The sequence below is a fragment of the Caballeronia sp. LZ029 genome, assembly GCF_031451275.1.
GTDB lineage: Bacteria > Pseudomonadota > Gammaproteobacteria > Burkholderiales > Burkholderiaceae > Caballeronia > Caballeronia jiangsuensis.
Window position 1 is genome coordinate 1,615,428 of the sequence record NZ_JARUXO010000004.1, and the last position, 25,562, is coordinate 1,640,989.

General features: G+C 63.4%; 24 protein-coding genes and 1 CRISPR repeat array. Of the genes, 19 read left to right on the forward strand and 5 right to left on the reverse strand.

Going from position 1 to position 25,562, the window contains the following annotated elements:
- The first annotated feature begins 21 nt into the window (after nt 1–21).
- Both QCE73_RS33340 and QCE73_RS33345 read left to right on the forward strand, forming a co-directional pair.
- On the forward strand, nt 22–765 hold the full coding sequence (locus QCE73_RS33340) for an SDR family oxidoreductase (RefSeq protein WP_309885215.1): 744 nt from the start codon (nt 22–24) through the stop codon (nt 763–765).
- A gap of 40 nt (nt 766–805) precedes the next feature.
- On the forward strand, nt 806–1,654 hold the full coding sequence (locus tag QCE73_RS33345; RefSeq protein ID WP_035502710.1) for an ureidoglycolate lyase: 849 nt from the start codon (nt 806–808) through the stop codon (nt 1,652–1,654).
- Nucleotides 1,655–1,727: 73 nt separating this feature from the next.
- On the opposite strand, the gene QCE73_RS33350 is transcribed toward QCE73_RS33345, so the two are convergent.
- The gene (locus QCE73_RS33350; RefSeq protein ID WP_035502707.1) at nt 1,728–2,168 is read right to left on the reverse strand and encodes a PaaI family thioesterase; all 441 of its coding nucleotides are present in this window, start codon (nt 2,166–2,168) and stop codon (nt 1,728–1,730) included.
- 273 nt (nt 2,169–2,441) lie between these two features.
- On the opposite strand from QCE73_RS33350, the gene QCE73_RS33355 reads away from it, so the two are divergent.
- Nucleotides 2,442–3,983: a methyl-accepting chemotaxis protein gene (locus tag QCE73_RS33355; protein WP_309885308.1), complete on the forward strand. Its 1,542-nt coding sequence runs from the start codon at nt 2,442–2,444 to the stop codon at nt 3,981–3,983.
- A gap of 6 nt (nt 3,984–3,989) precedes the next feature.
- Here QCE73_RS33355 and QCE73_RS33360 read toward each other — a convergent pair whose 3' ends face one another.
- Nucleotides 3,990–5,102 (reverse strand): AGE family epimerase/isomerase, encoded by a 1,113-nt coding sequence (locus QCE73_RS33360; protein ID WP_309885216.1) that lies wholly within the window; start codon nt 5,100–5,102, stop codon nt 3,990–3,992.
- A gap of 124 nt (nt 5,103–5,226) precedes the next feature.
- Here QCE73_RS33360 and QCE73_RS33365 point away from each other — a divergent pair, with 124 nt between their 5' ends.
- The 7 genes from QCE73_RS33365 (at nt 5,227) to QCE73_RS33395 (ending at nt 12,121) form a co-directional block, all read left to right on the forward strand.
- Nucleotides 5,227–5,910 (forward strand): MgtC/SapB family protein, encoded by a 684-nt coding sequence (locus QCE73_RS33365; protein ID WP_035502701.1) that lies wholly within the window; start codon nt 5,227–5,229, stop codon nt 5,908–5,910.
- A gap of 213 nt (nt 5,911–6,123) precedes the next feature.
- Nucleotides 6,124–7,143, forward strand: a complete 1,020-nt coding sequence (locus tag QCE73_RS33370) for a hypothetical protein (RefSeq protein WP_309885218.1) — start codon at nt 6,124–6,126, stop codon at nt 7,141–7,143.
- Between the two features lie 251 nt (nt 7,144–7,394).
- Nucleotides 7,395–7,547 (forward strand): hypothetical protein, encoded by a 153-nt coding sequence (locus tag QCE73_RS33375; protein ID WP_167357790.1) that lies wholly within the window; start codon nt 7,395–7,397, stop codon nt 7,545–7,547.
- 458 nt (nt 7,548–8,005) lie between these two features.
- Nucleotides 8,006–9,184, forward strand: a complete 1,179-nt coding sequence (locus tag QCE73_RS33380) for a glycine betaine/L-proline ABC transporter ATP-binding protein (protein ID WP_035502693.1) — start codon at nt 8,006–8,008, stop codon at nt 9,182–9,184.
- Nucleotides 9,177–10,079, forward strand: coding sequence for a choline ABC transporter permease subunit (gene choW, locus QCE73_RS33385; protein WP_035502690.1), 903 nt, complete (start codon nt 9,177–9,179; stop codon nt 10,077–10,079). Before QCE73_RS33380 ends, choW begins: the two co-directional genes overlap by 8 nt.
- 13 nt (nt 10,080–10,092) lie before the next feature.
- Nucleotides 10,093–11,085 (forward strand): GlxA family transcriptional regulator, encoded by a 993-nt coding sequence (locus QCE73_RS33390; protein ID WP_035502687.1) that lies wholly within the window; start codon nt 10,093–10,095, stop codon nt 11,083–11,085.
- Nucleotides 11,086–11,176: 91 nt separating this feature from the next.
- Nucleotides 11,177–12,121 carry a choline ABC transporter substrate-binding protein gene (locus tag QCE73_RS33395; RefSeq protein ID WP_035502685.1) on the forward strand — a complete coding sequence of 315 codons (945 nt, stop codon included), beginning with the start codon at nt 11,177–11,179 and terminating at the stop codon, nt 12,119–12,121.
- Between the two features lie 24 nt (nt 12,122–12,145).
- On the opposite strand, the gene QCE73_RS33400 is transcribed toward QCE73_RS33395, so the two are convergent.
- The 3 genes from QCE73_RS33400 to QCE73_RS33410 form a co-directional block, all read right to left on the reverse strand.
- Nucleotides 12,146–12,910 (reverse strand): class II aldolase/adducin family protein, encoded by a 765-nt coding sequence (locus QCE73_RS33400; protein ID WP_309885220.1) that lies wholly within the window; start codon nt 12,908–12,910, stop codon nt 12,146–12,148.
- Nucleotides 12,911–12,959: 49 nt separating this feature from the next.
- On the reverse strand, nt 12,960–14,048 hold the full coding sequence (locus QCE73_RS33405) for a GlxA family transcriptional regulator (protein WP_309885221.1): 1,089 nt from the start codon (nt 14,046–14,048) through the stop codon (nt 12,960–12,962).
- Between the two features lie 139 nt (nt 14,049–14,187).
- Nucleotides 14,188–14,502 (reverse strand): hypothetical protein, encoded by a 315-nt coding sequence (locus tag QCE73_RS33410; RefSeq protein ID WP_309885222.1) that lies wholly within the window; start codon nt 14,500–14,502, stop codon nt 14,188–14,190.
- An 86-nt stretch (nt 14,503–14,588) separates the two neighbouring features.
- On the opposite strand from QCE73_RS33410, the gene QCE73_RS33415 reads away from it, so the two are divergent.
- The 9 genes from QCE73_RS33415 (at nt 14,589) to cas3 (ending at nt 25,555) form a co-directional block, all read left to right on the forward strand.
- Nucleotides 14,589–14,762, forward strand: a complete 174-nt coding sequence (locus tag QCE73_RS33415) for a hypothetical protein (RefSeq protein WP_309885223.1) — start codon at nt 14,589–14,591, stop codon at nt 14,760–14,762.
- A gap of 132 nt (nt 14,763–14,894) precedes the next feature.
- On the forward strand, nt 14,895–16,289 hold the full coding sequence (locus QCE73_RS33420) for an L-serine ammonia-lyase (protein WP_309885224.1): 1,395 nt from the start codon (nt 14,895–14,897) through the stop codon (nt 16,287–16,289).
- A 31-nt stretch (nt 16,290–16,320) separates the two neighbouring features.
- On the forward strand, nt 16,321–17,565 hold the full coding sequence (locus tag QCE73_RS33425; protein WP_035502665.1) for a sarcosine oxidase subunit beta family protein: 1,245 nt from the start codon (nt 16,321–16,323) through the stop codon (nt 17,563–17,565).
- 20 nt (nt 17,566–17,585) lie between these two features.
- Nucleotides 17,586–17,885, forward strand: coding sequence for a sarcosine oxidase subunit delta (locus tag QCE73_RS33430; RefSeq protein ID WP_035502661.1), 300 nt, complete (start codon nt 17,586–17,588; stop codon nt 17,883–17,885).
- Nucleotides 17,882–20,884 (forward strand): sarcosine oxidase subunit alpha family protein, encoded by a 3,003-nt coding sequence (locus QCE73_RS33435; protein ID WP_309885225.1) that lies wholly within the window; start codon nt 17,882–17,884, stop codon nt 20,882–20,884. Before QCE73_RS33430 ends, QCE73_RS33435 begins: the two co-directional genes overlap by 4 nt.
- A complete protein-coding gene (locus QCE73_RS33440) occupies nt 20,874–21,536 on the forward strand; it encodes a sarcosine oxidase subunit gamma (RefSeq protein WP_309885226.1) in 663 nt (220 codons plus the stop codon). The genes QCE73_RS33435 and QCE73_RS33440 overlap by 11 nt, the downstream gene beginning before the upstream one ends.
- Nucleotides 21,533–21,970, forward strand: coding sequence for a dihydroneopterin aldolase (locus tag QCE73_RS33445; protein ID WP_035502650.1), 438 nt, complete (start codon nt 21,533–21,535; stop codon nt 21,968–21,970). The genes QCE73_RS33440 and QCE73_RS33445 overlap by 4 nt, the downstream gene beginning before the upstream one ends.
- Complete coding sequence (locus tag QCE73_RS33450) at nt 21,967–22,227, forward strand: hypothetical protein (RefSeq protein ID WP_309885227.1); 261 nt, start codon at nt 21,967–21,969, stop codon at nt 22,225–22,227. The genes QCE73_RS33445 and QCE73_RS33450 overlap by 4 nt, the downstream gene beginning before the upstream one ends.
- 121 nt (nt 22,228–22,348) lie before the next feature.
- Nucleotides 22,349–22,676: a CRISPR direct-repeat array (repeat unit 24 nt; unit sequence GGGTCTATCTCCGCGCACGCGGAG).
- A gap of 245 nt (nt 22,677–22,921) precedes the next feature.
- Nucleotides 22,922–25,555 carry a CRISPR-associated helicase Cas3' gene (cas3, locus tag QCE73_RS33455; protein WP_309885228.1) on the forward strand — a complete coding sequence of 878 codons (2,634 nt, stop codon included), beginning with the start codon at nt 22,922–22,924 and terminating at the stop codon, nt 25,553–25,555.
- The last annotated feature ends 7 nt before the right edge of the window (nt 25,556–25,562 follow it).

Here is a 25,562-nt window from a genome sequence, read left to right on the forward strand (position 1 = left end):
CACTTTCGACTGGAGCAGTAGATGGTACAAAGACTGGCAGGCAAGACGGCGCTGATCACGGCGGCGGGACAAGGCATCGGGCTCGCGACGGCCGAGCTTTTCGCGGCGGAGGGCGCGCGCGTGATCGCGACGGATATCCGCACGGAATCGCTCGAAGGGAAGTCTTTCGACGTACACCGGCTCGACGTGCGCGACCCGCAGGCGATCAACGCGCTGGCCGACGAAATCGGCGCGATCGACGTGCTGTTCAATTGCGCGGGCTACGTGCACGCCGGCTCGATTCTCGAAGCCAGCGAGGAAGACTGGGATTTCGCCTTCGACCTGAACGCCCGTGCGATGTATCGTACGATTCGCGCGTTCCTGCCGAAGATGCTGGAAAAGGGCGGCGGCTCGATCATCAACATGTCGTCGGCGGCGTCGAGCGTGAAGGGCGTGCCGAACCGCTTCGTGTACGGCGCGTCGAAGGCGGCCGTGATCGGGCTGACGAAGTCCGTCGCCGCCGATTTCGTCACGCGCGGCATCCGCTGCAACGCGATCTGTCCCGGCACGGTGGAATCGCCGTCGCTGAAGGACCGCATCGCGGAGCAGGCGAAGGCGCAGGGCGCGAGCGTCGATCAGATTCAGGCGGCGTTCGTCGCGCGCCAGCCGATGGGGCGCGTCGGCCGCGCAGAAGAGATCGCGGCGCTGGCGCTCTATCTCGGATCGGACGAATCGTCGTTCACGACGGGCCAGATTCATGTCATCGATGGCGGCTGGTCGAACTGACCGCCCTCATTCTTTTTCCGAACCAGGAGGATCAAACCAGATGAAACTGCTTCGTTACGGCCCCAAGGGTCAGGAAAAACCGGGTCTGCTGGACGCCGAGGGCCAGATTCGCGACCTGTCGAAGGTCGTCGATGACATCGCCGGCGCGACGCTGACCGAAGCGGGCCTGGCGAAACTGCGCGCAACCGATATCGCGTCGCTGCCCGTGGTCGATGGCAAGCCGCGCATCGGGCCGTGCGTGGGGCGTGTCGGCAAGTTCGTGTGCATCGGGCTGAACTATGCGGATCACGCCGCCGAATCGAATCTGCCGGTGCCGACCGAGCCGGTCATCTTCAACAAGTGGACGAGCGCGATCAACGGCCCGGACGACGACGTCGAAATTCCGCGCAACTCGGTCAAAACTGACTGGGAAGTCGAACTGGGCGTCGTGATCGGCAAGGAAGCGAAGTACGTCGACGAAGCGAACGCGCTCGATTACGTCGCGGGCTACTGCGTGATCAACGACGTCTCCGAGCGCGAATGGCAGCTCGAGCACGGCACGCAATGGGACAAGGGCAAGGGCTTCGACACCTTCGGCCCGATCGGTCCTTGGCTCGTCACGAAGGACGAAGTCGCCGATCCGCAGAAGCTCGATCTGTGGCTCGAAGTCGACGGCAAGCGCTATCAGAACGGCAACACGAAGACGATGGTCTTCACGGTCGCGCAACTGGTCGCGTATCTGTCGAAGGTGATGAGCCTGCAGCCGGGCGATGTCATCTCGACGGGCACGCCGCCGGGCGTCGGCATGGGCGTGAAGCCGAACGCGGTATATCTGAAGGCCGGCCAGACGGTGCGCCTCGGCATTCAGGGTCTCGGCGAGCAGACGCAGAAGACGGTCGCCGCGCAGTAACGCGCACGCGCGCAGCCAACAAAAAACCTCGCCGCGGCGAGGTTTTTTGCTTTGGAGGACGGAGTCTGAAGAATCAGGCGTGAAATACCGGTTCGGCGGAGACGCCTTCGCTGATGCGCGTGATCGTGCCCTGCGCGACCGCGACGAGCCGCTCGGCGCCGCCGTCGGTGACGAAGACGTCGCACTGGCAGGTCGCCTGCGTCATGCCCGCATGGACGACGCGGGCGCGGGCCATCAGCGTGCCCGACACCGCCGGACGCAGATAGTTGATCTTGTATTCGCCCGTAACGACCTTCGGCCCGAGCCGCAGCGCGCCCGCGAAGGTCAGCGCGTTGTCCACGAGATAACTCACCACCCCGCCGTGTACGAAGCCGTGTTGTTGCCTTAGCTCATCCCTGATGGTCAGGCACAGCGTGAGACTCGCTGAATCGACCTGCATCAGCTTGGTTCCGAGCAAGGCGCTGAACGGTTGCGCATTCAGCGCACCGCGCGCGATATCGACGATTTCGGCCATTCGGACACTCCTTGGGTGGGTTCGGTGCCGTCCTGCAAAGACAATAGGAAGCGTTCGCGCGCACTGCAAGGAAGTCAGGCAAAAATTGTGCAATGGTGCGTTTCGGCTGACATGCGCGCCGCGCCCAATGAAGTCGGGCTAAGGGCTTCGCATTGCATGCATCCGCATAGACCCGCCTTCGGGCAAACGATTCAAGCTTTTCGGCGCGACTGCCGTAAACCCGCACTGTCCCCGCACTGGCGGGCCTCATTTCGGAAAGCGTGGGTGCAAGTGATGTTCGGAAAGATCAAGGTTTCATCGGGTTTGCTCGCAGTACTGGTGGTGTTCTGTCTCTTTCAACTGGTGACCGAAGGGCTCGGCTTCTGGTCGCTCTCGCGTACGCATGACGATGTCGGCAGCCTGTCCGATATCGCCTTGAAGCAGGTCAACGCGGTCAACAAGACAACGCAGCATCTGATGGATGCGCGCATCAACCTTTCGCGCGCGGGCACGCGCATGGTGCGCGGCGGCACCGAGCCGACGGAAATCGTCCAGCACGCGCGCGAGCAGATCGCGGCGGCCGACAAGTCGTTCACCGCGTTCCTGAACGCGCCGAAGACCGGCGAGGAAAACACCGCGCGCACGACCGCGCTGCAGGCGAAATACGCCGAATATTCGAAGGCGCTGAGCGAGCTCGTCCAGTATCTCGACGCCGGCAATATCCAGGCGTTCCTCGATCAGCCGACGCAGGGTTTCCAGGACCGCTATCTCGCGGAACAGCAGAACTTCGTCAATTTCGGCGATGAAGCGGGACGCGGCTATCTCTCATCGATCGACACGCGCTACGCGTGGTTCCGCGCGGTCGGCATCGTGATTCTGGCGGCGCTCGTCGCGGGGATCGCGCTCGTGCACGTCGCGCTGCGCCGTGGCGTGATTCAGCCGCTGGAGGAAGCGGGCCGCCATTTCGAGCGCATCTCGAACGGGCGTCTGGACGAGCGCATCGAAGATCGCGGCACGAACGAGATCGGCCGCCTGTTCGCGGGACTCGCGACCATGCAGGCAAGCGTCGCGAGCACCGTGAAGACCGTGCGCGAGACGTCCGATTCCATCAACTTCGGCGCCGATGAAATCGCGAGCGGCAACGCCGATCTGTCCGCGCGCACGGAGAATCAGGCGGCTTCGCTCGAAGAAACCGCATCGAGCATGGAAGAGCTGACCGCGACGGTACGTCAGAACGCGGAGCACGCGCGCGAGGCGAACACGCTCGCGGGCGAAGCGCTGAATGCGACCTCACGCGGTTCGAGCGTGGTGGACGATGTCGTCGAGAAGATGCGCGGCATCGCGTCGAGTTCGGACAAGATCGCGGAGATCATCTCGGTCATCGACGGCATCGCGTTCCAGACCAACATCCTCGCATTGAACGCGGCCGTCGAGGCGGCGCGCGCGGGCGAGCAGGGGCGCGGCTTCGCGGTCGTGGCGGGCGAAGTGCGCGGCCTCGCGCAGCGCTCGGCGCAATCGGCGAAGGAAATCAAGGAACTGATCGGCGAATCGGTCGCGCAGGTGAGCGACGGCTCCGTGCTCGTCGAGCGCGCGGGTGCGGCGATGCGTGAAGTATCGGCGTCGATTTCGCGCGTCACGCAGATGATGGCGGAGATCAGCGCGTCGTCATTGGAGCAGAGCGTGGGCATCGAGCAGGTCAATCAGGCCGTCACGCAGATGGACGAAATGACCCAGCAGAACGCGGCGCTCGTCGAACAGGCCGCGGCGGCCGCGTCGTCGCTGCACGAGCAGACGCGGCAACTGAAGGCGGCTGTGTCGGTGTTCCAGCTCGCCTGAGCCGGCTCAGAGCGGCAGCGCCGCGTATGAGGTCGCGAGGTGATACGGCGTCGTCGACGGCATTTCGGCGCGGCTGATCTCGCCCTGCGCCGAGCGGCATTCGACCCAGCCGGTTTCATGCAGAAAGCGCGCGCGGAAACGCTCGATCTGCGCACCGACGGCGTCGCCGCGCGTGGCCAGCGCGCGCAGATACTCGGTCTGCGCCCAGATACGCTGCGTGCCGTCGATCACATGGCCGGCTTCGTCGATGGCGGCAACCACGCCGCCTGTTTCCTTATCCACGCCGTGCTGCCGGGCGAAATCGAACGCGCGCGCGAGTCCTTCGTTGAGCCCTGCCGCCTCGAACGCGGGATGTCCGCTGCCGAGCGCCAGAAAGTACCACTCGAACTGATGACCCGGCTCCAGCCGGTTGCCCGCCGTGCCCATCGGCAATTCGGCGATGGAACCGCTCGGCGCGTGCACGAACGCGTCCGCGACGGATTGCGCGAGCAGCGCGAGACGGCGGTCGTAGGCGGCGTCGCCGGTTGCGTCGCGCGCGGCGAGCCACGCTTCGGCGAGATGCATGAGCGGATTCTGTAACGGCGTTTCGATCGTCGCGCCGAAATCCTCGGCAAGCACCGCGTTCAGCAGATCGCCGCCGCTCGAAAAGCGCACGTCGACGAGCCGCGACGTTTCATCGAGCAGCGCGAAGGCGTCGGCGGAACCGCTCTTCTTCGCGTAATGCGCGCACGCGAAAACGACGAACGCATGCGTGTAGAGATCCTTGTGACGTTCGAGCGGCGCGCCGCTTGCATCCACGCTGTAGAACCATCCGCCGTTTTGCTTGTCCTGAAAATAGTGCCGTAGCGACTCGAAGAGCGTCGCGGCGTGCGCGAGATCGCCGGCTTCCGAGAACACGAATAGCTGGCGGGCGCAGGCCATCGCGCGATAACGCTTCGGCGGCAGCGGCGCATGATCGCCCGGCGCGACGGCTTCATACGCGAGGCCGAGTTTCGCGTTGAAACCGGGCCCGCGCCATATGGGCAGCACGGTGTTCGCGTAATGCGCGCGCAACTGCGCGGCGGAGTCCGGGTTCGCCGATTGCATGAACGACGAAGCGTTCGATTGCTGATCCTGCATGAGAACACTCTTATTGTTTCGAGGGGCGCGCTGCCGTGCGCGGCACACGCAACTGGAAAGAATAGCAAACGCGGCCCGAAGCGCGACGCGTCTTTGGGCTTCTCACCGCGAGGAGGACTACAACATGTTGGGAAATATGGAACTGGTGTCGCGACTCGTGATGGCCGCCGCGCTCGGCAGCGTGATCGGCTTCGAGCGCGAGCGTCTCTCATGGGCGGCCGGGCTGCGGACGCACATGCTCGTGTGCGTCGGTTCGGCGCTCATCATGATCGTGTCGGCGTACGGTTTCGCGGATGCGCTGAAGTACGACCACGTCGTGCTCGATCCGTCGCGGGTCGCGGCGCAGGTCGTGTCGGGCATCGGCTTTCTCGGCGCGGGCTCGATCCTGCTGCGCGGGGAAATCGTGCGCGGGCTGACGACGGCCGCGAGCCTCTGGTCGGTCGCGGCGATCGGACTGGCGGTCGGCGGCGGCCTCTACACGGCGTCGATTGCGGCGACGGCGATCATCCTGATCATCCTCGCCGGCATCAAGCCGCTCGAACGCCGCTTCATCAGCGTGAAGCAGCGCCGGCAACTGACGATGCTCGTCGATCGCGGCTCGCTCTCGTTTCACGCGCTGCACGAGGCGCTCGGCCCTGGCAGCGTGCGCGTGAAGCAGTTCGTCGTGCAGCAAAGCGACGATTCGCCCGATCTGGACGAGGTGCGGGTGGAATTGTCGCGCGCATCGGCGATGGAATATCAGGCGATCTGCGAACGTTTGCGGCACCTCGACGTCGTGCGCGAGTTTCGCGAGGACGATGCGACCTGAAATCGCCGTCAGGATGCTGGTTTGCGCACGCGGCCATGCGACAATGCGGCCTCTCGAAATAATCGCCGAAGCGCCGGTGTGCCTTGTGCGCCGGCCATAGAGGCCGCCCCTTTCGAACCTATGCCAGATTCCGCAGTAAAGAGAGATCCCGACGCGCGCCGGGGCGACTCGGCCGCACCGTCCCGTCGCCGGCGCGCAGCGCAAACGCATGAATTGCAGGTCACGCAGGTCAGTGTCGATACCGAAAAGAAGCTTGCCCGCGCCGCGCGCTCGGCGCAGCGTCTCGCGCAGTTGAGCGAAGGCGCGCGCGGCGGCGAAACGCTCGATCTATTCGCCGAAGACGCCGAACGTGCGCATCTTCAGGCGATGAACACCGACATCCGCCAGGGCACCTTCGAAGGCTTCGAGTTGCCGGACGTGTTTCTCGCGGCGGTGCAATCGAACGGGGGAACGGTGTCGCCAGGCGGCAATTCGGCCGATTCCACCGTCGCGAAACGCGCGGCGCGCGCCAGCGTGACGGCGCTCGCGCCGGGCCTGTTTCAGGACGATTTGCCCGATGTCGATGCGCCGCCGCCGGACGAGAGCAGATCCGCCGGGAAGACCGGCGCGATCGCCGCTGCCGCGACGCGATCGGCGAGCATCAGCACTTGTGTCGCGCCGGAGAGTGCAGCGCCGTCGCCGGCCGCGCTCGCGTCGGCGCTGATTGCGAGCGATCGACGTGATCGCGGAGATCGCGGAGATCGCGGAGATCGCGACGCCGCCGAGCCGCTCGCGAAGGTCAGTGCCCGCGACGTCATCGCGCCCGAACTCGATCGCGCCCGCGCGACGGCGTTCGCGGACACCATCGACGCACTCTACGCAGTGATTGCCGAGCAGCGCACGTCCGCCGCGGCCCACTCGCGCCGCATGAAGACGATGCTGACGATCATCGTCTGCGTGATGCTCGTCACGGTGGCGACCGGCATCGCGCAGACGGCCGTGTTGCTGCGCATGAGCCACGACGGCAAGCTGCAGCAGGACCGCACGGAGCAGTTGATGCTCAACCAGCAGGCGACGCTCGCTTCGTTGTTCGACACCGATTCCGCGACCGTCGGCATGCAGCGCGCGCCCGCAATCGCGCGCGATTCCGAAGACGCCTCGCCGATGCAGCCCGTCAGCGCCACGCAGCCTGATTCCGCGCCGAAAAAGCACGTTCGGCACGCGCGTCACCACGTCATTTCCGCCGCACGCTGATCCCCGCTGTCACTTTCCCGCGACACCTCGCTCTGCGGCGGCGTGTCGCGGCCTCGTTCGTCTCGTCATCCGATGTCCGCCACACGGACTTCTCCGGCCCGTCCCCCTTTTTCGGATGGCCCAAATCGGCAATTTGGTAGAAAAACTACCAACTTTCCTCCAAGAAATGTTGCATTGCACTGGAAATTGCTTAGGGGTAACCCTATAATTCGCTCTAAGGGAAAACCCTCTATCACTAACCGGAGTCAGTCATGAGCTACCTCTTCGCCCTGCTGCAAAAATTCGCTTCGATGTTCGAATCGGCGCACCTGCCGATGGACAAAGACTACTCGTATCAAGCACGTTTTCGTGAATCCGAGCGTCAACGCAAGGCACGCGGCACCGCTTTCGGCATCCGTCTGTAATGCGTAGCTGAGGCGGCGCGGGAAACAGAACTCAAGCAACACACGACGGCACACGCCGTACGACCCGCCCGCCAGTTTCTCTTCTAGTTGTAGTTTTTCTAGCAGTTTTCACATCGCTTCGGCAGTCCTGCCGGACGCATCCCGGTTCCGCGATTCACGCGCGACGCCAGTTTCTCTTTCCTTTCGTCTTGCCGACGGCCGCATCGCAAGCTGCCTGCATCGCAAATTGACCTCGCGACTTGTATCTGCGCGACACGTCGAAAATCGCAAGATCGTTCACTTCATTCCCCGCAAACCCTTGTCCAGCAAGGCTCCGCTTCCGGATTGGCACTTTCGTCCTTATTCCGGTGTCGTATTTCCACATGTGGTTGTCGCAAATAGTCGGCTGACGTGACTTTTTTCTGGCAACTATGTATGCACAGCGCGGACGAGCGTCCGCCCACGCCAGGAGATATTCGATGAATTCCCCCAAGGTCGTAGTCGAAGGACTATGCAAAGTATTCGGCAATAGTCCCAAACAGGCGCTGGACATGCTGGCCGGAGGCGCGACGAAGGAAGAAGTCTTCAAGCGCACCGGACAGATCGTCGGCGTCCATAACGTCTCCTTCGACGTCAAGGAAGGCGAGATTTTCGTGCTCATGGGCCTGTCCGGCTCGGGGAAATCCACGCTGATCCGGCTCATCAACCGGCTGGTCGAACCGACGGCCGGCAAGGTGCTGATCGACGGCCGCGACGTGGCCTCCGTGCCGCGCTCGGAACTAACGTCGCTGCGCCGCAAGGACATGAGCATGGTGTTCCAGTCCTTCGCGCTGATGCCGCAGCGCACCGTTATTTCGAACGCCGCGTTCGGCCTCGAGGTCGCGGGCGTCGGCAAGAAAGAGCGCGAGGCGCGCGCGATGACCGTGCTAGAGCAGGTCGGCCTCGCGCCGTTCGCGCAGAAGCTGCCCGCGCAACTATCGGGCGGCATGCAGCAGCGTGTGGGTCTCGCGCGCGCGCTGGCGGTGAATCCATCGCTGATGATCATGGACGAGGCGTTCTCCGCACTCGATCCGCTCAAGCGCAAGGAAATGCAGAACGTGCTGCTCGATCTGCAACGCGAGCAGCGCCGCACGATTCTTTTCGTGTCGCACGATCTGGAAGAGGCGATGCGCATCGGCACACGCATCGCGATCATGGAAGGCGGCCGTGTGGTGCAGATCGGCACGCCGCAGGAAATCATCACCAATCCGGCCGACGATTACGTGGAAGCGTTCTTCGAAGGCATCGACACGAGCCGCTATCTGACCGCCGGCGACCTGATGCAGACGGACGCCGTGCCGCTCATGAAGCACGCGCCGCAGATCGACGCGTCGAGCGTCGCGGCGACGCTCAACGGCAGCGCCGACTACGCCTTCGTGCTGGATGCGCAGCGCCGTATCCGCGGCTTCGTCGGACGCGATGCGAACGGCAACGCCGCGTCGCAGGTCAATCCCATCGAATGCGTCCAGCGCAGCATGGCGCTCGATGACGTCGTGAATCGCGTGGTCGCCAGTCCGGCGCCGCTGCCGGTCGTCGAAGCAGACGGATCGTATTGCGGCTCGATCAACAAGGCCAATGTCCTGAAGGTTCTTACGCACCATCGAGGTTCCCATGTCTGAAATCATTCCGCTTGGCACTTGGGTGGACCACGGCGTCCACTATCTCCTCGATCACGACGCGAAGACCTTCGACTCCATCGGCAAGGTCATCGAAACGTTCGCCGCGGCGATCGAGCACGGCCTGCAGGCCATTCCGATGTGGCTGTTGATGGCAATCTTCGTCGGCATCGGCTTGTGGCGCGTCGGCTGGCGATTCGCCGCGTTCGTGCTCGCGTCGCTACTGCTGATCTACGCGACGAACTTCTGGGACCAGATGGTCATCACGCTGGGCCTCACGTTGTCGTCTACGTTCATCAGCCTGTTGCTCGGCATTCCGCTCGGCATCTGGACCTCGAAGAGCAAGTACGTCGAAATGGGCGTGCGTCCGGTCCTCGATCTGATGCAGACGATGCCCGCCTTCGTCTATCTGATTCCGGCCGCAATGCTGTTCGGCCTCGGACGCGTGCCCGGCATTCTGGCCACCGTGATCTTCGCGATGCCGCCGGCCGTGCGTCTCACCGCGCTCGGCATCAAGCAGGTGAATCGCGAGATCGTGGAAGCGGGTCAGGCGTTCGGCTGCACGCCGTGGCAGTTGCTCTACAAGGTACAGATTCCGAACGCGCTGCCTTCGATCATGACCGGCGTGAACCAGACGATCATGATGGCGCTGTCGATGGTCATCATCGCGTCGATGGTCGGCGCGGGCGGCCTGGGCAACGACGTGCTCGCATCGATTCAGCGTCTGGATATCGGCCTCGGCTTCGAGAGCGGCTTGTCGGTGGTGTTGCTCGCGATCATTCTCGACCGCATCACCGAGAGCTTCGGACGTTCGCCCGGTATGGCGCGCGCCCCGCTGTTCTCCGGTCTGAAGAGCGTGATGAAAGTGCGCCGCGAACCGGCGACGCAACAAAGCTGACAAGGTCCAACCCATGAAGCGCGACGCGATCGTCCCAGCGGTTACCGATTCACCGTTGTCCAATCTCGCGCACTTCGGCTTTCTCACACTGCCGAACTTCTCGATGATCGCGTTCACGAGCGCGGTCGAGGTGCTGCGCATGGCCAATTACGTGGGCCGTGAGCAGCACTATCGGTGGTCGATCATCACGCCGGAGGGCGAGCCGGCACGCGCGAGCAACGGCATCACCGTGAAGCCGACGGTGACGCTCGACGAGGCGGGCATGCCGGACGTGCTGATCGTGTGCGCGGGCTGGCATGTCGCCGATTATGTCGATGACAAGGTGATCGAACTCTTGCGGCGTGCGCATGAAGCGGGCATTCCGCTCGGCGGCATCTGCACCGGGCCGTATGCGCTGCTCGCGGCGAAGCTGCTCGATGGTTATCGCTGCACGCTGCACTGGGAAGACATGTCGCCGGTCAACAAGCGCTTCCCGCATGTGCGATTCGCGGATGAGCTCTTCGTGATCGATCGCGATCGCCTGACGTGCACGGGCGGCACCGCGCCGCTCGATCTGATGCTCAATCTCGTCGGCATGCGGCTCGGGCAGGCGCACGCGGCGCAGGTGTCGGAGCAGTTCATCGTCGAGCGCATACGCGGATCGACGGACTATCAGCACATTCCCGTCGATGCGCGCGTCGGTTTCTCGCGTGCCGAGCTTGTCGAAGTGGTGCGGCTGATGGAGGCGAACATCGAAGAGCCGCTGTCGCTCGAAGAGCTCGCGCGCCTCGTGCATCTGTCGCAGCGGCACTTGCAGCGCATGTTCAAGATGTTCCTCAACGTATCGCCGACGCATTACTACCTGACGTTGCGCTTGCGCCGCGCACGCGAGCTGTTGCGCAACACGGATGCGTCGATCGCGCGTGTGACGAGCATCTGCGGATTCCATTCGCCCTGTCACTTCAGCAAGGCGTATCGCGCGCAGTTCGGGCACGCGCCGAGCGTGGAGCGCCGCTTGTCGGCCTGAGGTCTTTCTGGTCTGTTTTCTTCGGTTCGTGCGGGCTTTCGGGTCGCGCGCGCGGGCCGCGCCATGCCTTCAAAAACTGGGAGAGAGATACATGAAACGCTTGTGGATCGCGTCGATGATTGCAGCGATGCTGTCGGGTGCCTATGCCGCGAATGCCGCCGAGCCCGCTGCGTGCAGGAACGTGCGCTTCGCCGATGTCGGCTGGACGGATATCGCCGCGACGACCGGACTTGCATCGACCGTTCTTCAGGGACTGGGCTATAACCCGACGAAAACGATCGCATCCGTGCCGATCACGTTCGCGGGCGTGAAGAGCAAGCAGATCGACGTGTTCCTCGGTTACTGGTCGCCGACGATGGACCCGATGATCGATTCGTTCAGGAAAGCTAATCAAGTCAAAGTGCTGCCGACGCCGAATCTGACGGGCGCGAAGTACACGCTCGCGGTGCCCGACTACGCGTATCAGGCGGGCATCAAGAACTTCAACGACATCGCGAAGAACTACGACAAGCTGGATGGCAAGATCTACGGCATCGAACCCGGCAACGATGGCAACGCGCTCATCAAGAAGATGATCGACAACAACATGTACGGGCTCGGGAAGTTCAAGCTCGTGGAGTCGAGCGAGGCGGGCATGCTCGTCGAGGTGAATCGCGCGGTTCGCGACAAGAAGCCGATCGTGTTCCTCGGCTGGGAGCCGCATCCGATGAACGTGCAGATGAAGATCGACTATCTCGCCGGCGGCGACGATGTGTTCGGTCCCAACTACGGCGAAGCGAAAGTGCTGACCGTTACGCCGACGGACTACGACACGCGTTGCCCGAATGTCGCGAAGCTCGTGTCGAACCTGCAGTTCACGACGGACATCGAGAATCACGTGATGCTGCCGATCATGAACAAGACCGATGCCAACAAGGCGGCGCGCGAGTGGCTCAAGGCGAACCCGGCGGTGCTCGACAAATGGCTTGCGGGCGTGAAGACGTTCGATGGGAAGGACGGGTTGCCGGCGGTGAAGGCGTACGTCGCCGGCAACTGAACGCAGTGATGCGAAGAAGGCGCGTCAGCTCCGGTAGTCGGGCTTCGCGCCTTCGATCATCCTCAACGCCGCTTCCCATTGCAGCGCCATGATGCCATCGGACTCGTCGCGCCGATATTGCTCCGCCGTCACCTCGCAAACCTTCTGCGACGGCAGATTCAGTTCCGCATTGCCCGCGAGCGCGCGAATCTGAATCTCGCAGGCCCGTTCAAGAAAATACATCTCCTGAAACGCCTCCGGAATCGACTTTCCGCAGGTCAGCAAGCCGTGATTTTTCAGGATCATCGCGTTATGCGATCCGAGATCGTTGACGAGCCGATCCCGCTCCGCGAGATCCAGCGCGATCCCTTCGTAATCGTGATACGCGAGGTGCCCGTAGTACTTCAACGCGTGCTGGCTGATCGGCAGCAGGCCCTGCTTCTGCGCCGACACCGCCGCGCCCGCCGCCGTATGCGTATGCACGACGCAAAACACATCGGGACGCGCCATATGAACGGCTGAATGGATCGTGAAGCCCGCCGGATTCACGCGATAGCGCTCCGGACCATCGCTCGCGCGCGCTTCCACCGGACGCCCCTCGCTGTCGATGCGCACCAGATCCGATGCGCGCATCTCGTCGAACAGCACGCCATAGCGGTTGATCAGGAAGTGATGATCCCCTCCCGGCACGCGCGCGCTGATGTGCGTGAAGATCATGTCGGTCCAGCGGAAGTGCCCGATCACGCGATAGAGCGCCGCCAGATCGCACCGCACCTTCCATTCTTCCTGCGAATATCCGTGAGTCTCCATGCCGTTCCTCCTTGGATTGATGAGCCGCGGAAAACGTGAACAGATCCTGCTAGATCGCCTGGGCGCGGCCCGGGAAAGTCTCGTCGTAGTCCATTGCCTGAGCGGCTTCCAGCGCATCCGGTGCGCCGCCCTGCTCGCGATACATCATCGGCGGCAGGCCGAATTGCTTGCGGAATTCGCGGCCGAGATGCGATGCATCGGAGAAGCCGCAGCTCGATGCGATATCCGCCACCGTTTTGTCCGAGCTCGTCAGAAGCCACGCGGCCGTGCGCAGCCGCACCTGCTTCGCATACGCCTGCGGCGCTTTACCCGTCTCCGCCTTGAAGAGGCGCTCGAGTTGCCGCGTCGACAGATCCAGCTTGTGCGCGAGCTCATCGAGCGTGAGCGAGCGCCCGACGTGCTGCTCCATCAGCAGGATCGCACGTTTCACCTTCGGATGCGTCGCGGGCGCGAGACCCGGCGGATGCGGCTGCGGCGCATTGCCCTTCTGCATGTCATCGACGAGCAGGATGCGCAGGGCCTTTTGCACCGTCGCCGTTTCGAAGTGACGCAGGAGAATGGCGGCGGCGACATCGATCGATGCACGCCCGCCCGAACACGTGATGCGCCTTCTGTCGATCACGAACAGGCGGTCCGCGACGAGCGATTTCTCGTCGGCGTGCGGGAATCGCTCGATGAAGTCCCAGTAGTGAAACCAGCTCACGCAGATGCGATGCCCTTCGAGCACGCCCGCGCGCATCAGCGAAAACACGCCGGTGCACATGCCGACCATCGTCGCGTTCGCGGAGGCCGCGCGGCGGATGAACTGCAGCGTCGCGTCGCTGGTGGCGGGGCCGGAATGCAGCAGGCCGCCGACCACCACGACGTAATCGAACGGCTCGGCCTGATCGTAGGTTTCCCACGGCGTGATCTGAATGCCGCAGCTTGCGCGCACCGGCGCGAGCGTTTCGCCGATCACGCTCCATGAGCAGCGCACCGGGCGGCTGAAATCGCCTTCGTCGGCGGACAGGCGCAACAGATCGACGAAACCGGCGAACGCGGTCAGCGTGAAGTTCGGCAACAGGATGATGCCGAAGCGGATACGCGATTTCGATTGACCGTCGATGGAAGACGGCGGAAGAGGCTCTGCGGCATTCATGCGGGAGACATGCGGCTGGACGTTATCCAGCGAGCATAACACTCGCCCGCGAGCCTCGGGCGCGTGTCAGAAAGAGAACGCGGCCGGCGTCGTGAGACGGCGGCCGCGTGATTGCGAGCGGAGAAAAGCGGGAGGCGCTTCAGCCGCCGAGCACGGCGAACCCCCACGCAAAGGCGCTGCCGACGAGCGCGCCGGTCGAGCGGCCGAGCACGCTCGCGATCGTGTAATCGCCCCAGCGCTGCTCGACTTCGGCCTTCAACACGCCGAAGTAGCGCAGCACGGGATCGATCGAGCAGAGCAGCATCAGCGCGGCCCAGACGGGCGCCTCACGCGTGAGCACGCGATCGACGGCAAGGAGATCGAGTGCCTCGAGCGTGCCGACGACGGCCACGCCGACGACGAATGCGAGAACCCAGGATTTGAAGAACTGGTCGGGTAAGGCGTGAGTTTCCATCGATGCAAATCAGAGAAGCGAGAGAAGGCGGAACGTGGAGTGAAGCCGGCTGGCGCGGCTCATCCGGGAACTTGGGGAATATACCGATGAGCGTCCGCGCGACGATTCGGATCAGTCTCAAAAAAGCGGAAAGTGCAACGAAGATGCGCAAAAACGCGCCGGATGCGAAATGCTCTGTTATCGCGATCGGCATTGATAGGTGTCGCGAAGCAGCGAACGCGCTGGAAATCTTCGCGAAAACATCGCCCGGCGCACGGTGAATCGAGCCCTGACGCCGCGGTCCCATTTCGATGGCGCTTTTGTTCTATCGGGTCTCTTCAGGGTTTGGTGCAATGAGCGCCATACCGAAACCACGGTCGCGCTCGTGCGCAACGCCAACCAGGGACAAACCCATGAATGTCAGCGTCTTCGATCTGTTCAAGATCGGCATCGGACCGTCAAGCTCGCATACCGTCGGGCCGATGATCGCGGCGTGCCGTTTCGCGTCGCATATCGAGGACGCCAATCTGCTCGCCTTCGTCACCCGTGTGCGCGCCGAGCTGTTCGGCTCGCTCGGTGCGACCGGCAAGGGCCACGGCACCGACAAGGCCGTGCTGCTCGGTCTCGAAGGCAATCTGCCCGACCTCATCGATCCCGACATGATCGCGCCGCGCCTCGCCGAGATCCGCGCGACGAAGCGCCTGAAGCTGCTCGGCAGGCATGAAGTCGTGTTCGAAGAGCGCGAGCACATCGGCTTCTATCGCAAGCTGATGCCGGGCGCGCCGGGGTCGAGCATCGTGCATCCGAACGGCATGCGCTTTCAGGCGTTCGACGAGAACGGCCAGTTGCTCGTCGAGAAGGAGTATTACTCGGTCGGCGGCGGCTTCGTCGTGAATCGCGAAGGCGATCGCGTGAACGGTCTGCGCGCGGCCAACACGGTGCCGCATCCGTTTCGCACCGGCGACGATCTGATGCGCGTGTGCCGGGAGACAGGTCTGTCTATCGCCGAAGTGACGATGCAGAACGAATGCGCGAATCGCACCGAAGCCGAAGTGCGCGAAGGTCTGCTCGCCGTGTGGCGCGTGATGGCCGCGTGCGTCGAGCGTGGCTGCAAGGAGCGCGGCGAATTGCCCGGCCCGATGCATGTGAAGCGCCGCGCAGCCGATCTCTCCGCTTCGCTGCGTTCGCGTTCGGAAGAATCGCTGCGCGATCCGTTGTCGATGCTCGACTGGGTCAATCTCTATGCGATGGCCGTCAACGAAGAAAACGCGGCGGGCGGCCGCGTCGTCACCGCGCCGACCAATGGCGCGGCCGGCGTGATTCCCGCCGTGCTGCACTACTACGTGAAGTTCATGCACGGCTCGAACGACGACGGCATCGTGCGCTTCCTGCTCACCGCGGCCGCCATCGGCATCATCTACAAGGAAACGGCTTCGATCTCCGGCGCGGAAGTCGGCTGTCAGGGCGAAGTCGGCGTCGCGTGCTCGATGGCCGCGGCCGCGCTCGCCGCCGTAATGAACGGCACGCCCGCGCAAGTGGAAAACGCCGCGGAAATCGGCATGGAACATAACCTCGGCATGACCTGCGATCCCGTCGGCGGCCTGGTGCAGATTCCGTGCATCGAGCGCAACGCGATGGGCGCGATCAAGGCGATCAACGCCGCGCGCATGGCGATGAAGGGCGACGGCACGCACTACGTGTCGCTCGACTCGGTCATCAAGACGATGCGCGAAACCGGCGCCGACATGAAGACGAAATACAAGGAGACGTCGCGCGGTGGCCTCGCCGTCAACGTCATCGAATGCTGAATTCAGGACCCCACGAAGGAAGAGAAACACCATGAGCCGCTATTCCATCTTCAGCCTCTTGCGCAACGGCATGTCGTATCACGAGAACTGGGAGCGCCAGTGGCGAAGTCCCGAGCCGAAGCGCGAGTACGACGTGGTGATCGTCGGCGGCGGCGGTCATGGTCTCGCGACCGCGTATTACCTCGCGAAAGAGCACGGCATCACGAACGTCGCGATTCTCGAGAAGGGATGGATCGGCGGCGGTAATACCGCGCGCAACACGACCATCGTGCGCTCGAACTATCTGTGGGACGAATCGGCCGCGCTGTACGAGAAAGCGATGAAGCTGTGGGAAGGCCTCTCGCAAGACCTCAACTACAACGTGATGTTCTCGCAGCGCGGCGTGATGAACCTCGCGCACACGCTGCAGGACGTGCGCGATACGGAACGCCGCGTGAACGCTAACCGCCTTAACGGCGTCGATGCCGAGTTCCTCACGCCGCAGCAGATCAAGGAAATCGAGCCGACGATCAACCTCAACAGCCGCTATCCGGTGCTGGGCGCATCGATTCAGCGTCGCGGCGGCGTCGCGCGTCACGATGCGGTGGCCTGGGGCTTCGCGCGCGGCGCGGACCGCGCGGGCGTCGACATCATTCAGAACTGCCAGGTCGTCGGCATTCGCCGCGATGGAAGCCAGGTGACGGGCGTCGATACGACGAAGGGCTTCATCAAGGCGAAGAAGGTCGCGGTCGTCACGGCCGGCAGCACGACGACGCTCGCCGACATGGCCGGCGTGCGTCTGCCGATCGAGAGTCATCCGCTTCAGGCGCTCGTTTCCGAGCCGATCAAGCCGGTCGTGAACACTGTGATCATGTCGAACGCGGTGCACGCGTACATCAGCCAGTCCGACAAGGGCGATCTCGTGATCGGCGCGGGCGTCGACCAGTACGCGGGTTACGGGCAGCGTGGCAGTTTCCACATCATCGAAGGCACGCTCGAAGCGATCGTCGAGATGTTCCCGGTGTTCTCGCGCGTGCGCATGAATCGCCAGTGGGGCGGCATTGTCGATGTCTCGCCGGATGCGTGCCCGATCATCTCCAAGACCGACGTGAAGGGACTGTACTTCAATTGCGGCTGGGGCACGGGCGGCTTCAAGGCGACGCCGGGCTCGGGCTGGGCCTATGCGCACACGATCGCGAAGGACGAGCCGCATGCGTTGAATGCGCCGTTCTCGCTGGATCGCTTCTATACCGGTCATCTCATCGACGAACACGGCGCGGCTGCCGTGGCTCACTAACCGCATCGAGGAAAAGAAACATGTTGCTGATCGAATGCCCCTGGTGCGGGCCGCGCGCCGAAACCGAATTCTCCTGCGGCGGCGAAGCGGATATCGCGCGTCCGCTCGACACGGAAAAGCTCACCGACAAGGAATGGGGCGACTACCTCTTCATGCGCAAGAATCCGCGCGGCGTGCATCGCGAGCAATGGATGCACGCGCAGGGCTGCCGGCGCTGGTTCAAGGCGCAGCGCGATACGGTGAGTTATGAAATCCAGGGCTACGAGACGTTCGACCGTCCGCTGGCTGTGATGCAAGACAACGGAGGCACGTCGAAATGAGCCAGAAAGACCGACTCGGCATGGGCGGGCGCATCAATCGCGCGATCCCCGTGACCTTCACGTTCAACGGCAAGACGTATCACGGCTTCGAAGGCGATACGCTCGCGTCCGCGTTGCTCGCGAACGGCGAGCGCTTCGTGGCGCGGAGCTGGAAGTATCACCGTCCGCGCGGGATCATCACCGCGGGCGTGGAAGAACCGAATGCAATCGTGCAGCTCGAAACCGGCGCGTACACGGTGCCGAATGCGCGCGCGACGGAAGTCGAGTTGTACCAGGGTCTGGTCGCCGCGAGCGTGAACGCGAAGCCGAACATCGAGAACGACCGCATGGCGGTCAATCAGAAGATCGCGCGCTTCATTCCTGCGGGCTTCTACTACAAGACGTTCATGTGGCCGCGCAAGTTCTGGCCGAAGTACGAAGAAGTGATCCGCGATGCGGCGGGTCTGGGCGAAGCGCCGAAGCATCTCGATGCCGATCGCTACGACAAGTGCTTCGCGCACTGCGATGTGCTCGTGGTCGGCGGCGGCCCTTCGGGTCTCGCGGCGGCGCACGCGGCGGGTCTGTCGGGCGCACGCGTGATTCTCGTCGACGATCAGCGCGAACTCGGCGGCTCGCTCTTGTCGTGCCGCGCGGAGATCGACGGCAAGCCCGCGCTGCAATGGGTGCAGAAGCTCGAAGCCGAACTGCGCAAGATGCCTGACGTGAAGATTCTTTCGCGCAGCACGGCGTTCGGCTATCAGGATCACAACCTCGTCACGATCACGCAGCGCCTGACTGACCATCTGCCCGTTTCACGGCGCAAGGGCACGCGCGAACTGATGTGGAAGGTGCGCGCGAAGCGCGTGGTGCTCGCGACGGGCGCGCACGAGCGTCCCATCGTCTTCGGCAACAACGATCTGCCGGGCGTGATGCTGGCATCGGCGGTGTCGACGTACCTGCATCGCTATGCGGTGCTGCCGGGCCGTCAGGCCGTCGTCTTCACCAACAACGACGACGCCTATCAATGCGCGCTCGATCTGAAGGCGGCAGGCGCCGAAGTGACCGTCGTCGATCCGCGTCCGGCCGAATCGAAAGGCGCCTTGCCCGCGGCGGCGCGCCGCTACGGCGTGCGCGTGCTGAACAACGCGGTGATCACCGTCGCGCGCGGCAAGCTGCGCGTGGCGTCGGTGGAAGTGGCTTCGTATGCGAAGGGCGAGGTCGGCCCGAAGCAGACGGATCTGCAATGCGATCTCGTCGCGATGTCGGGCGGCTGGAGCCCGGTGCTGCACCTCTTCGCGCAATCGGGCGGCAAGGCGCACTGGCACGACGAGAAGGCGTGTTTCGTGCCGGGCAAGGCGATGCAACTGGAAAGCAGCGTCGGCGCATGCGCGGGCGAGTTCTCGCTGGCGCGCGGCATCCGCTTCGGCGGCGACGCTGGTGCGGAAGCGGCGCGTGCGGCGGGTCATATCGTCGTGAAGCCGAATCCCGTGCAGGTCGCTGAAATCGTGGAAGCGCCGATGTTGCCGCTGTGGATCGTCGGCAACCGGGACATGTCCACGCGCGGCCCGAAGCAGTTCGTGGACTTCCAGAACGATGTGTCCGCGGCGGACATCTATCTGGCGGCGCGCGAAGGCTTCGAATCCGTCGAGCACGTGAAGCGCTATACGGCGATGGGCTTCGGCACCGATCAGGGCAAGCTCGGCAACATCAACGGCATGGCGATTCTCGCGCAGGCGCTCGGCAAGACGATTCCCGAGACCGGCACGACGACGTTCCGCCCGAACTACACGCCTGTCACGTTCGGCACGTTCGCGGGCCGCGAGCTCGGCGAGTTTCTCGATCCGGTGCGCAAGACCGCGATTCACGAATGGCACGTCGAGAACGGCGCGATGTTCGAGGACGTCGGCAACTGGAAGCGTCCCTGGTACTACCCGAAGGCAGGTGAAGACATGCACGCGGCGGTCGCGCGCGAATCGCTCGCGGTGCGTCAGAGCGTCGGCATTCTCGATGCATCGACACTCGGCAAGATCGACATTCAAGGTCCGGATTCCGCGAAGCTCTTGAACTGGATGTACACGAATCCGTGGAGCAAGCTCGAAGTCGGCAAGTGCCGCTACGGCCTGATGCTCGACGAGAACGGCATGATCTTCGACGATGGCGTGACGGTGCGCCTCGGCGAACAGCACTACATGATGACGACGACCACCGGCGGCGCGGCGCGCGTTTTGACGTGGCTCGAACGCTGGCTGCAGACCGAATGGCCCGACATGCGCGTGCGCCTCGCATCGGTGACGGATCACTGGGCAACTTTTGCGGTCGTCGGCCCGAACAGCCGTAAGGTTCTGCAGAAGGTGTGCCACGACATCGACTTCGCGAACGCATCGTTCCCGTTCATGAGCTATCGCGACGGCACGGTGGCGGGCGCAGCGGCGCGCGTGATGCGCATCAGCTTCTCGGGCGAACTCGCGTACGAAGTGAACGTGCCGGCCAACGTCGGACGCGCGGTGTGGGAAGCGCTCATGCTGGCGGGCGCTGAATTCGACATCACGCCGTACGGCACGGAAACGATGCACGTGCTGCGCGCGGAGAAGGGTTACATCATCGTCGGTCAGGATACGGACGGTTCGATGACGCCTTACGACCTCGGCATGGGCGGGCTGGTCGCGAAGTCGAAGGACTTCATCGGCAAGCGTTCGCTGACGCGTTCGGATACCGCGAAGGCCGGGCGCAAGCAGTTCGTCGGCCTCTTGACCGATGATCCTTCGTTCGTGCTTCCGGAAGGCGCGCAGATCGTCGCGGGTCCGTTCCAGGGCGATACCGCGCCGATGCTCGGCCACGTCACGTCGAGCTATTACAGCCCTATTTTGAAGCGTTCGATTGCATTGGCCGTCGTGAAGGGCGGTCTCGAGAAGGTCGGCGAATCGGTCATGATTCCGCTCGCGAACGGCAAGCGCATCAACGCAAAAATCACCAGTTCGGTGTTCTACGACAGCGAAGGAGCACGTCAGCATGTTGAATGAGATCAAAGGTTCCTCGACGGTCGTCGATCGCGCAATCAGCGGACAGGGTCTGAGCGGCACGTGGCAGGAGTCCCCGCTCGTCGGCGCCGATGCGTTGATGAAATCGCATCAGAGCGGCTCGCCGAAGGCATTTCGTCTGACGGAGCGGCCGTTCCTCGAACTCGTGAACGTGCGTGGCGACACGCGTGATCCTGCGTTCGTCAAGGCGGTGCAGAACGTGATCGGCTGCACGCCGCCCGAGAAGGCGAACACCATCGCGCGCGGCAACGGCTACACGATGCTGTGGCTCGGCCCCGATGAATGGCTCGTGTATTCGGATGCGGCGCACGACGCATCGCGTCCCGCGCCGCTCGAAGCGAAGTTGCGCGACGCGTTCGTCGGTCAGTTCTCGGCGGCGGTGGATATCGGCAGCGGTTATACGGTGCTCGACATCGATGGTCCGAAGACGCGTGAAGTGCTCTCGCGCGGCTGTCCGCTGGATCTGCATCCGAAGATGTTTGGTGAGGGGCAGTGCGCACAGAGCCACTATTTCAAGGCATCTTTGACGCTCGTGCCGCTCGGCGGCGATCGCTTCGAGATGATCGTGCGCCGCAGCTTCGCCGATTACTTCGTGAAGATGATGCTCGACGCCGCCGCGCCGCTGCTCTCATGAAGCCGTTCGAACCGCTCGAAGCAGGTGGGCAGGGCTGGCGCGTGATCGTCGATGAGTTGATCGTGAAAACGCGCGTCGGCCTGTACGAGCATGAGCATGAAGGGCCGCAGCCTGTGTGCATCGATGCGAGCCTGCGCTATCGCGGCATGCCGCATGAATCGGACGATGGTCTGATCGATTACGAAGCGTGGTGCAATCGCGTGAGTGCGTTTCTCGAGACGAAGGGGCATACGCGTTTGCTGGAGACGCTCGCGGTCGAGATCGCCGCGCTTTCGTTCGAGGAATGGCCCGCGCTGGATGCGCTCACGCTCGTGCTGCACAAGCCGAAGATTCGCGAAGGCACGAAGCGGCTCGCGCTCGAACTCGACTGGCGGCGTGCGGATTTCGAAGCGTGGCGGTTGAGCGCTTCCGCGCAACATGCGTCCGTGCGATGAATGCGTCGCGCGATGCTGCCGCGCAGCTTTCCGAGCGTGCGTGCAAGAGGCATGACGCGGATGCTGCGCTTGCGTTGCTCGATCGGAGTATTGCGCTGAAGCATCGGCGGATTGCGCTGATTCGCTATCTGCACGCGCAGTATCTCGATGCGCCGTTGGAAGCGCGGCATCATGAGTATGTGAAGGTGATTGCGTCGCGGTTGAGCGTGGAAGTATTGATGCAGATCGCGGCGGCGGCGCGTGCGCGGTTTGGGTGATGGTTGGGCTCCGCGAGGGCGGAGGTACGCGTCGGTGCCTTCTGGGGCCGCGTTTTTCGGTGGACCATCGCCGCGTACGCGGAGGAACCGAGCTCGGCGCGTTCGAAGAGAAGCTGCGCCCGGGTCTATCTCCGCGCACGCGGAGGAATCTTCTCAACTTCGTCTGTGTCGACGTACCAGTCGGGTCTATCTCCGCGCACGCGGAGGGCCCACGAGCGGCAATAACGCCATGCTGATGTGGCTGGGTCTATCTCCGCGCACGCGGAGAAACCCGGGGCTTGCCGCTGATTTCACGTGTCCCGCGGGTCTATCTCCGCGCACGCGGAGGAACCCTCCAGCTGAGAGCCTCGCGGAAGCCGACGTAAGGTCTATCTTCGCGCACGCGGAGGAACCTGGCCAAATTCCACGACGCGCGTCTCAAACTTGGGTCTATCTCCGCGCACGCGGAGGAACCTCTACCCACTATCTTCGTGATTTAAAAGAACAAACGACCAATTCGATGTTCTGAATTGTCCACGCGATCGCGAGAGTATGTCGAGCCGCCCTACCGCTGTCAAACATAGGTACCGGTACTGGAATTCAGCGGATTCGCATGGAAGCGCGCAGGGCATTCGCGTAAAAAATAGGTATCCAAAATAAAAGATCGCTGCCTGAATTTCTCCACACGAGGCAAGTGCAACCGATCTGACAGCGCATGCAATCAGAAGCCAACAAGATCGATGTTTTCGCTGCTTGGGGCAAGCGACCACGAGACGGCGACGAGCGCTCGCCCTTTCATCCGCTGTGCGATCACATGCTGGACGTCGCGGCATGCTTCATGGCGATCGCGCAGGGCGGCCGCATTCACGCTGCCCTGAGTGCCGCCGCTGATCGAGCATTGAGCGAGCAGGATTTCGAGCGCCTCGCCGCGCTTGCCTATCTGCACGACTTCGGAAAAGCCAACAGCGGCTTTCAGGCAAAACGATGGAAAGGTCCCGCGCCGCGCGAATGGCCGCAAAAGACGGGACACGGTGCCGAGGCCCTCTACGCGTTCGGCTGCGGCGAAGCACTGCTTTCAGGGCTGCGCATGGAAGCGATATGGGACTGGGGCGGTGGCGTCAAAGAACTGTTGCTTGCGAGCCTGGGCCACCACGGTCGTCCCGTCCAGGAGCCATCGAGAGTCGATCCGCTGATATGGCAGCCCGTGTGTGATGCCGCCGGTCGCGAACGCTACAGTCCTGCGAACGCGCTGAAGGAAATCGGCGATGCCTTGCGTCGGCATTTTCCACTCGCGTTCAATCCCGACGGCGAGCCGCTGCCGTCCAGGCCTGCATTTGTTCATCTGTTCGCGGGTCTTGTGCAGTTGGCCGACTGGCTTGGCTCGCACCTGTCCTTCTTTGAATATAGCTCGCCGGGCGCCGCGCGAACGCTGGAAGACGCGCGCGATCGGGCTGCGAAGGCGGTTGACACGATAGGACTAGAAACCTCAGCGCTTCGCGCACAGTTGATTCGTGAAGGATTCTCTTTCCAGTCCGCTTTCGGAATAACGACGCCGCACGCGTCTCAAAGCGCGCTCGGAGAGGAAGGGCTCGGCCCGCTTCTCATACTCGAATCGGAAACCGGCAGCGGCAAGACGGAAGCCGCGCTGTGGCGCTTCGCGAAGCTGTTCGAGGCCGGCAAGGTCGATTCCCTGTATTTCGCGCTGCCCACTCGCGTGGCCGCCGCGCAGGTTTATGAGCGTGTCCGCGAGTTCGTTGCGCGTCTCTGGCCAACGAACGCGCCGGTCGTCGTGCGTGCGCTGCCGGGCTATGAAAGTGCGGATGGCAATGTGAAGGAAGCCGCCTTGCCGGACTTTCAGGTGTTGTGGGCCGATCTGCCCGACGATGCGATGGCGCACCAGCGATGGGCCGCCGAGTCGCCGAAACGCTTTCTCGCGGCGACCATAGCCGTAGGCACGATCGATCAGGCATTGCTCGCGGCGCTGAAAGTGCGCCATGCGCATCTGCGACATGCGACGCTTTGCCGGTCCTTGCTGGTCGTAGACGAAGTACACGCGTCCGACGCCTATATGTCGCAGGTGTTGGAACAACTCGTGAAAGCGCATCACACGACGGGCGGCCATGCGCTGCTTTTGTCCGCCACGCTCGGTTCGAGTCAGCGCGCGCGGTTTCAGGGCATCGCAAGCGGAGGCGGGGAAGTCGCGGTGCCCGCCATCGAAGCGGCCGTAGGATCGCCGTATCCCGCGCTCACGGATGGTGCAACCGTTCAAGCATTGCCGAACTCGGGCAAGCCCAAGACGGTCCACTGGCAAACCCTCAGCGCAATCGATGACCACGAGCGCATCGCTCGCCTGGCATTCGACGCCGCGAAACAAGGCGCGCGCGTATTGACCGTCCGCAACACCGTGCCAGCCGCGATCGCGACGCAAAAGGCGGTGGAAGCATTGGTCGACGCATCCGGCGATCGCGCATGGCTGTTCGATCTCGATGGCATCCCAACTCTGCATCATAGCCGCTTCAGCCGGCAGGACAGGCCGCTTCTCGATGCGCGCCTCGAAGAACGCGTCGGCAAAGTGCGCGAGATGATGCAGGCGTGCATCGTCGTCGGCACGCAGACGCTCGAGCAAAGCCTCGATATCGACGCGGACATGCTCATCACGGATATCTGTCCGATGGACGTGCTGTTGCAGCGCATCGGCCGTTTGCATCGTCACAAGCGCGAGAAGCACGAGCGGCCCGAGGGTTTTGAGCAAGCGCGCGCATGGGTACTGATACCCGAGAGCGGTTCACTCGAAGCCTGTCTCGAGAAGCCGCGTAACGGCCTCGGGCGGCTGAAAGACGGTGGCGGCGTCTATCCCGACTTGCGCATGATCGAAGCGACGCGTCGCCTGATCCGCGCGCAACCGAGCCGCGAGATTCCGCGTGAAAACCGCTTGCTGGTGGAACGCGCGACCCATCCCGAATGCTTGCGCGCGATACAGCAGGAACTCGGCGAATCGTGGGAGCAACTGGCGCAACAACTCGAGGGCGGCAAGAGCGCGGAACGAACTATCGCGCGAGACCATGCGCTTCCGTATGACATGCGATTCGACAAACTCGCCTTCCCGGACGGCGAAGAGCGCGTCGCGACGCGTCTCGGCGCGGCCGACCGTCTCGTCCAGTTCGACCCGCCGGAGCGCGGGCCATTCGGCACGGACGTGCATCAGATCGCCATCCGGCATCACATGCTGCCTCGTGGGCTCGACGCAGACGCGAAGCCGTCTTCGATCGTTCGCTTTGACGGCGGTTTCGAATTTGGGCTGGGCGCGGCTCGTTACTCATATAGCCGATTCGGTATCGAGAAGATCTAGAGCCTTT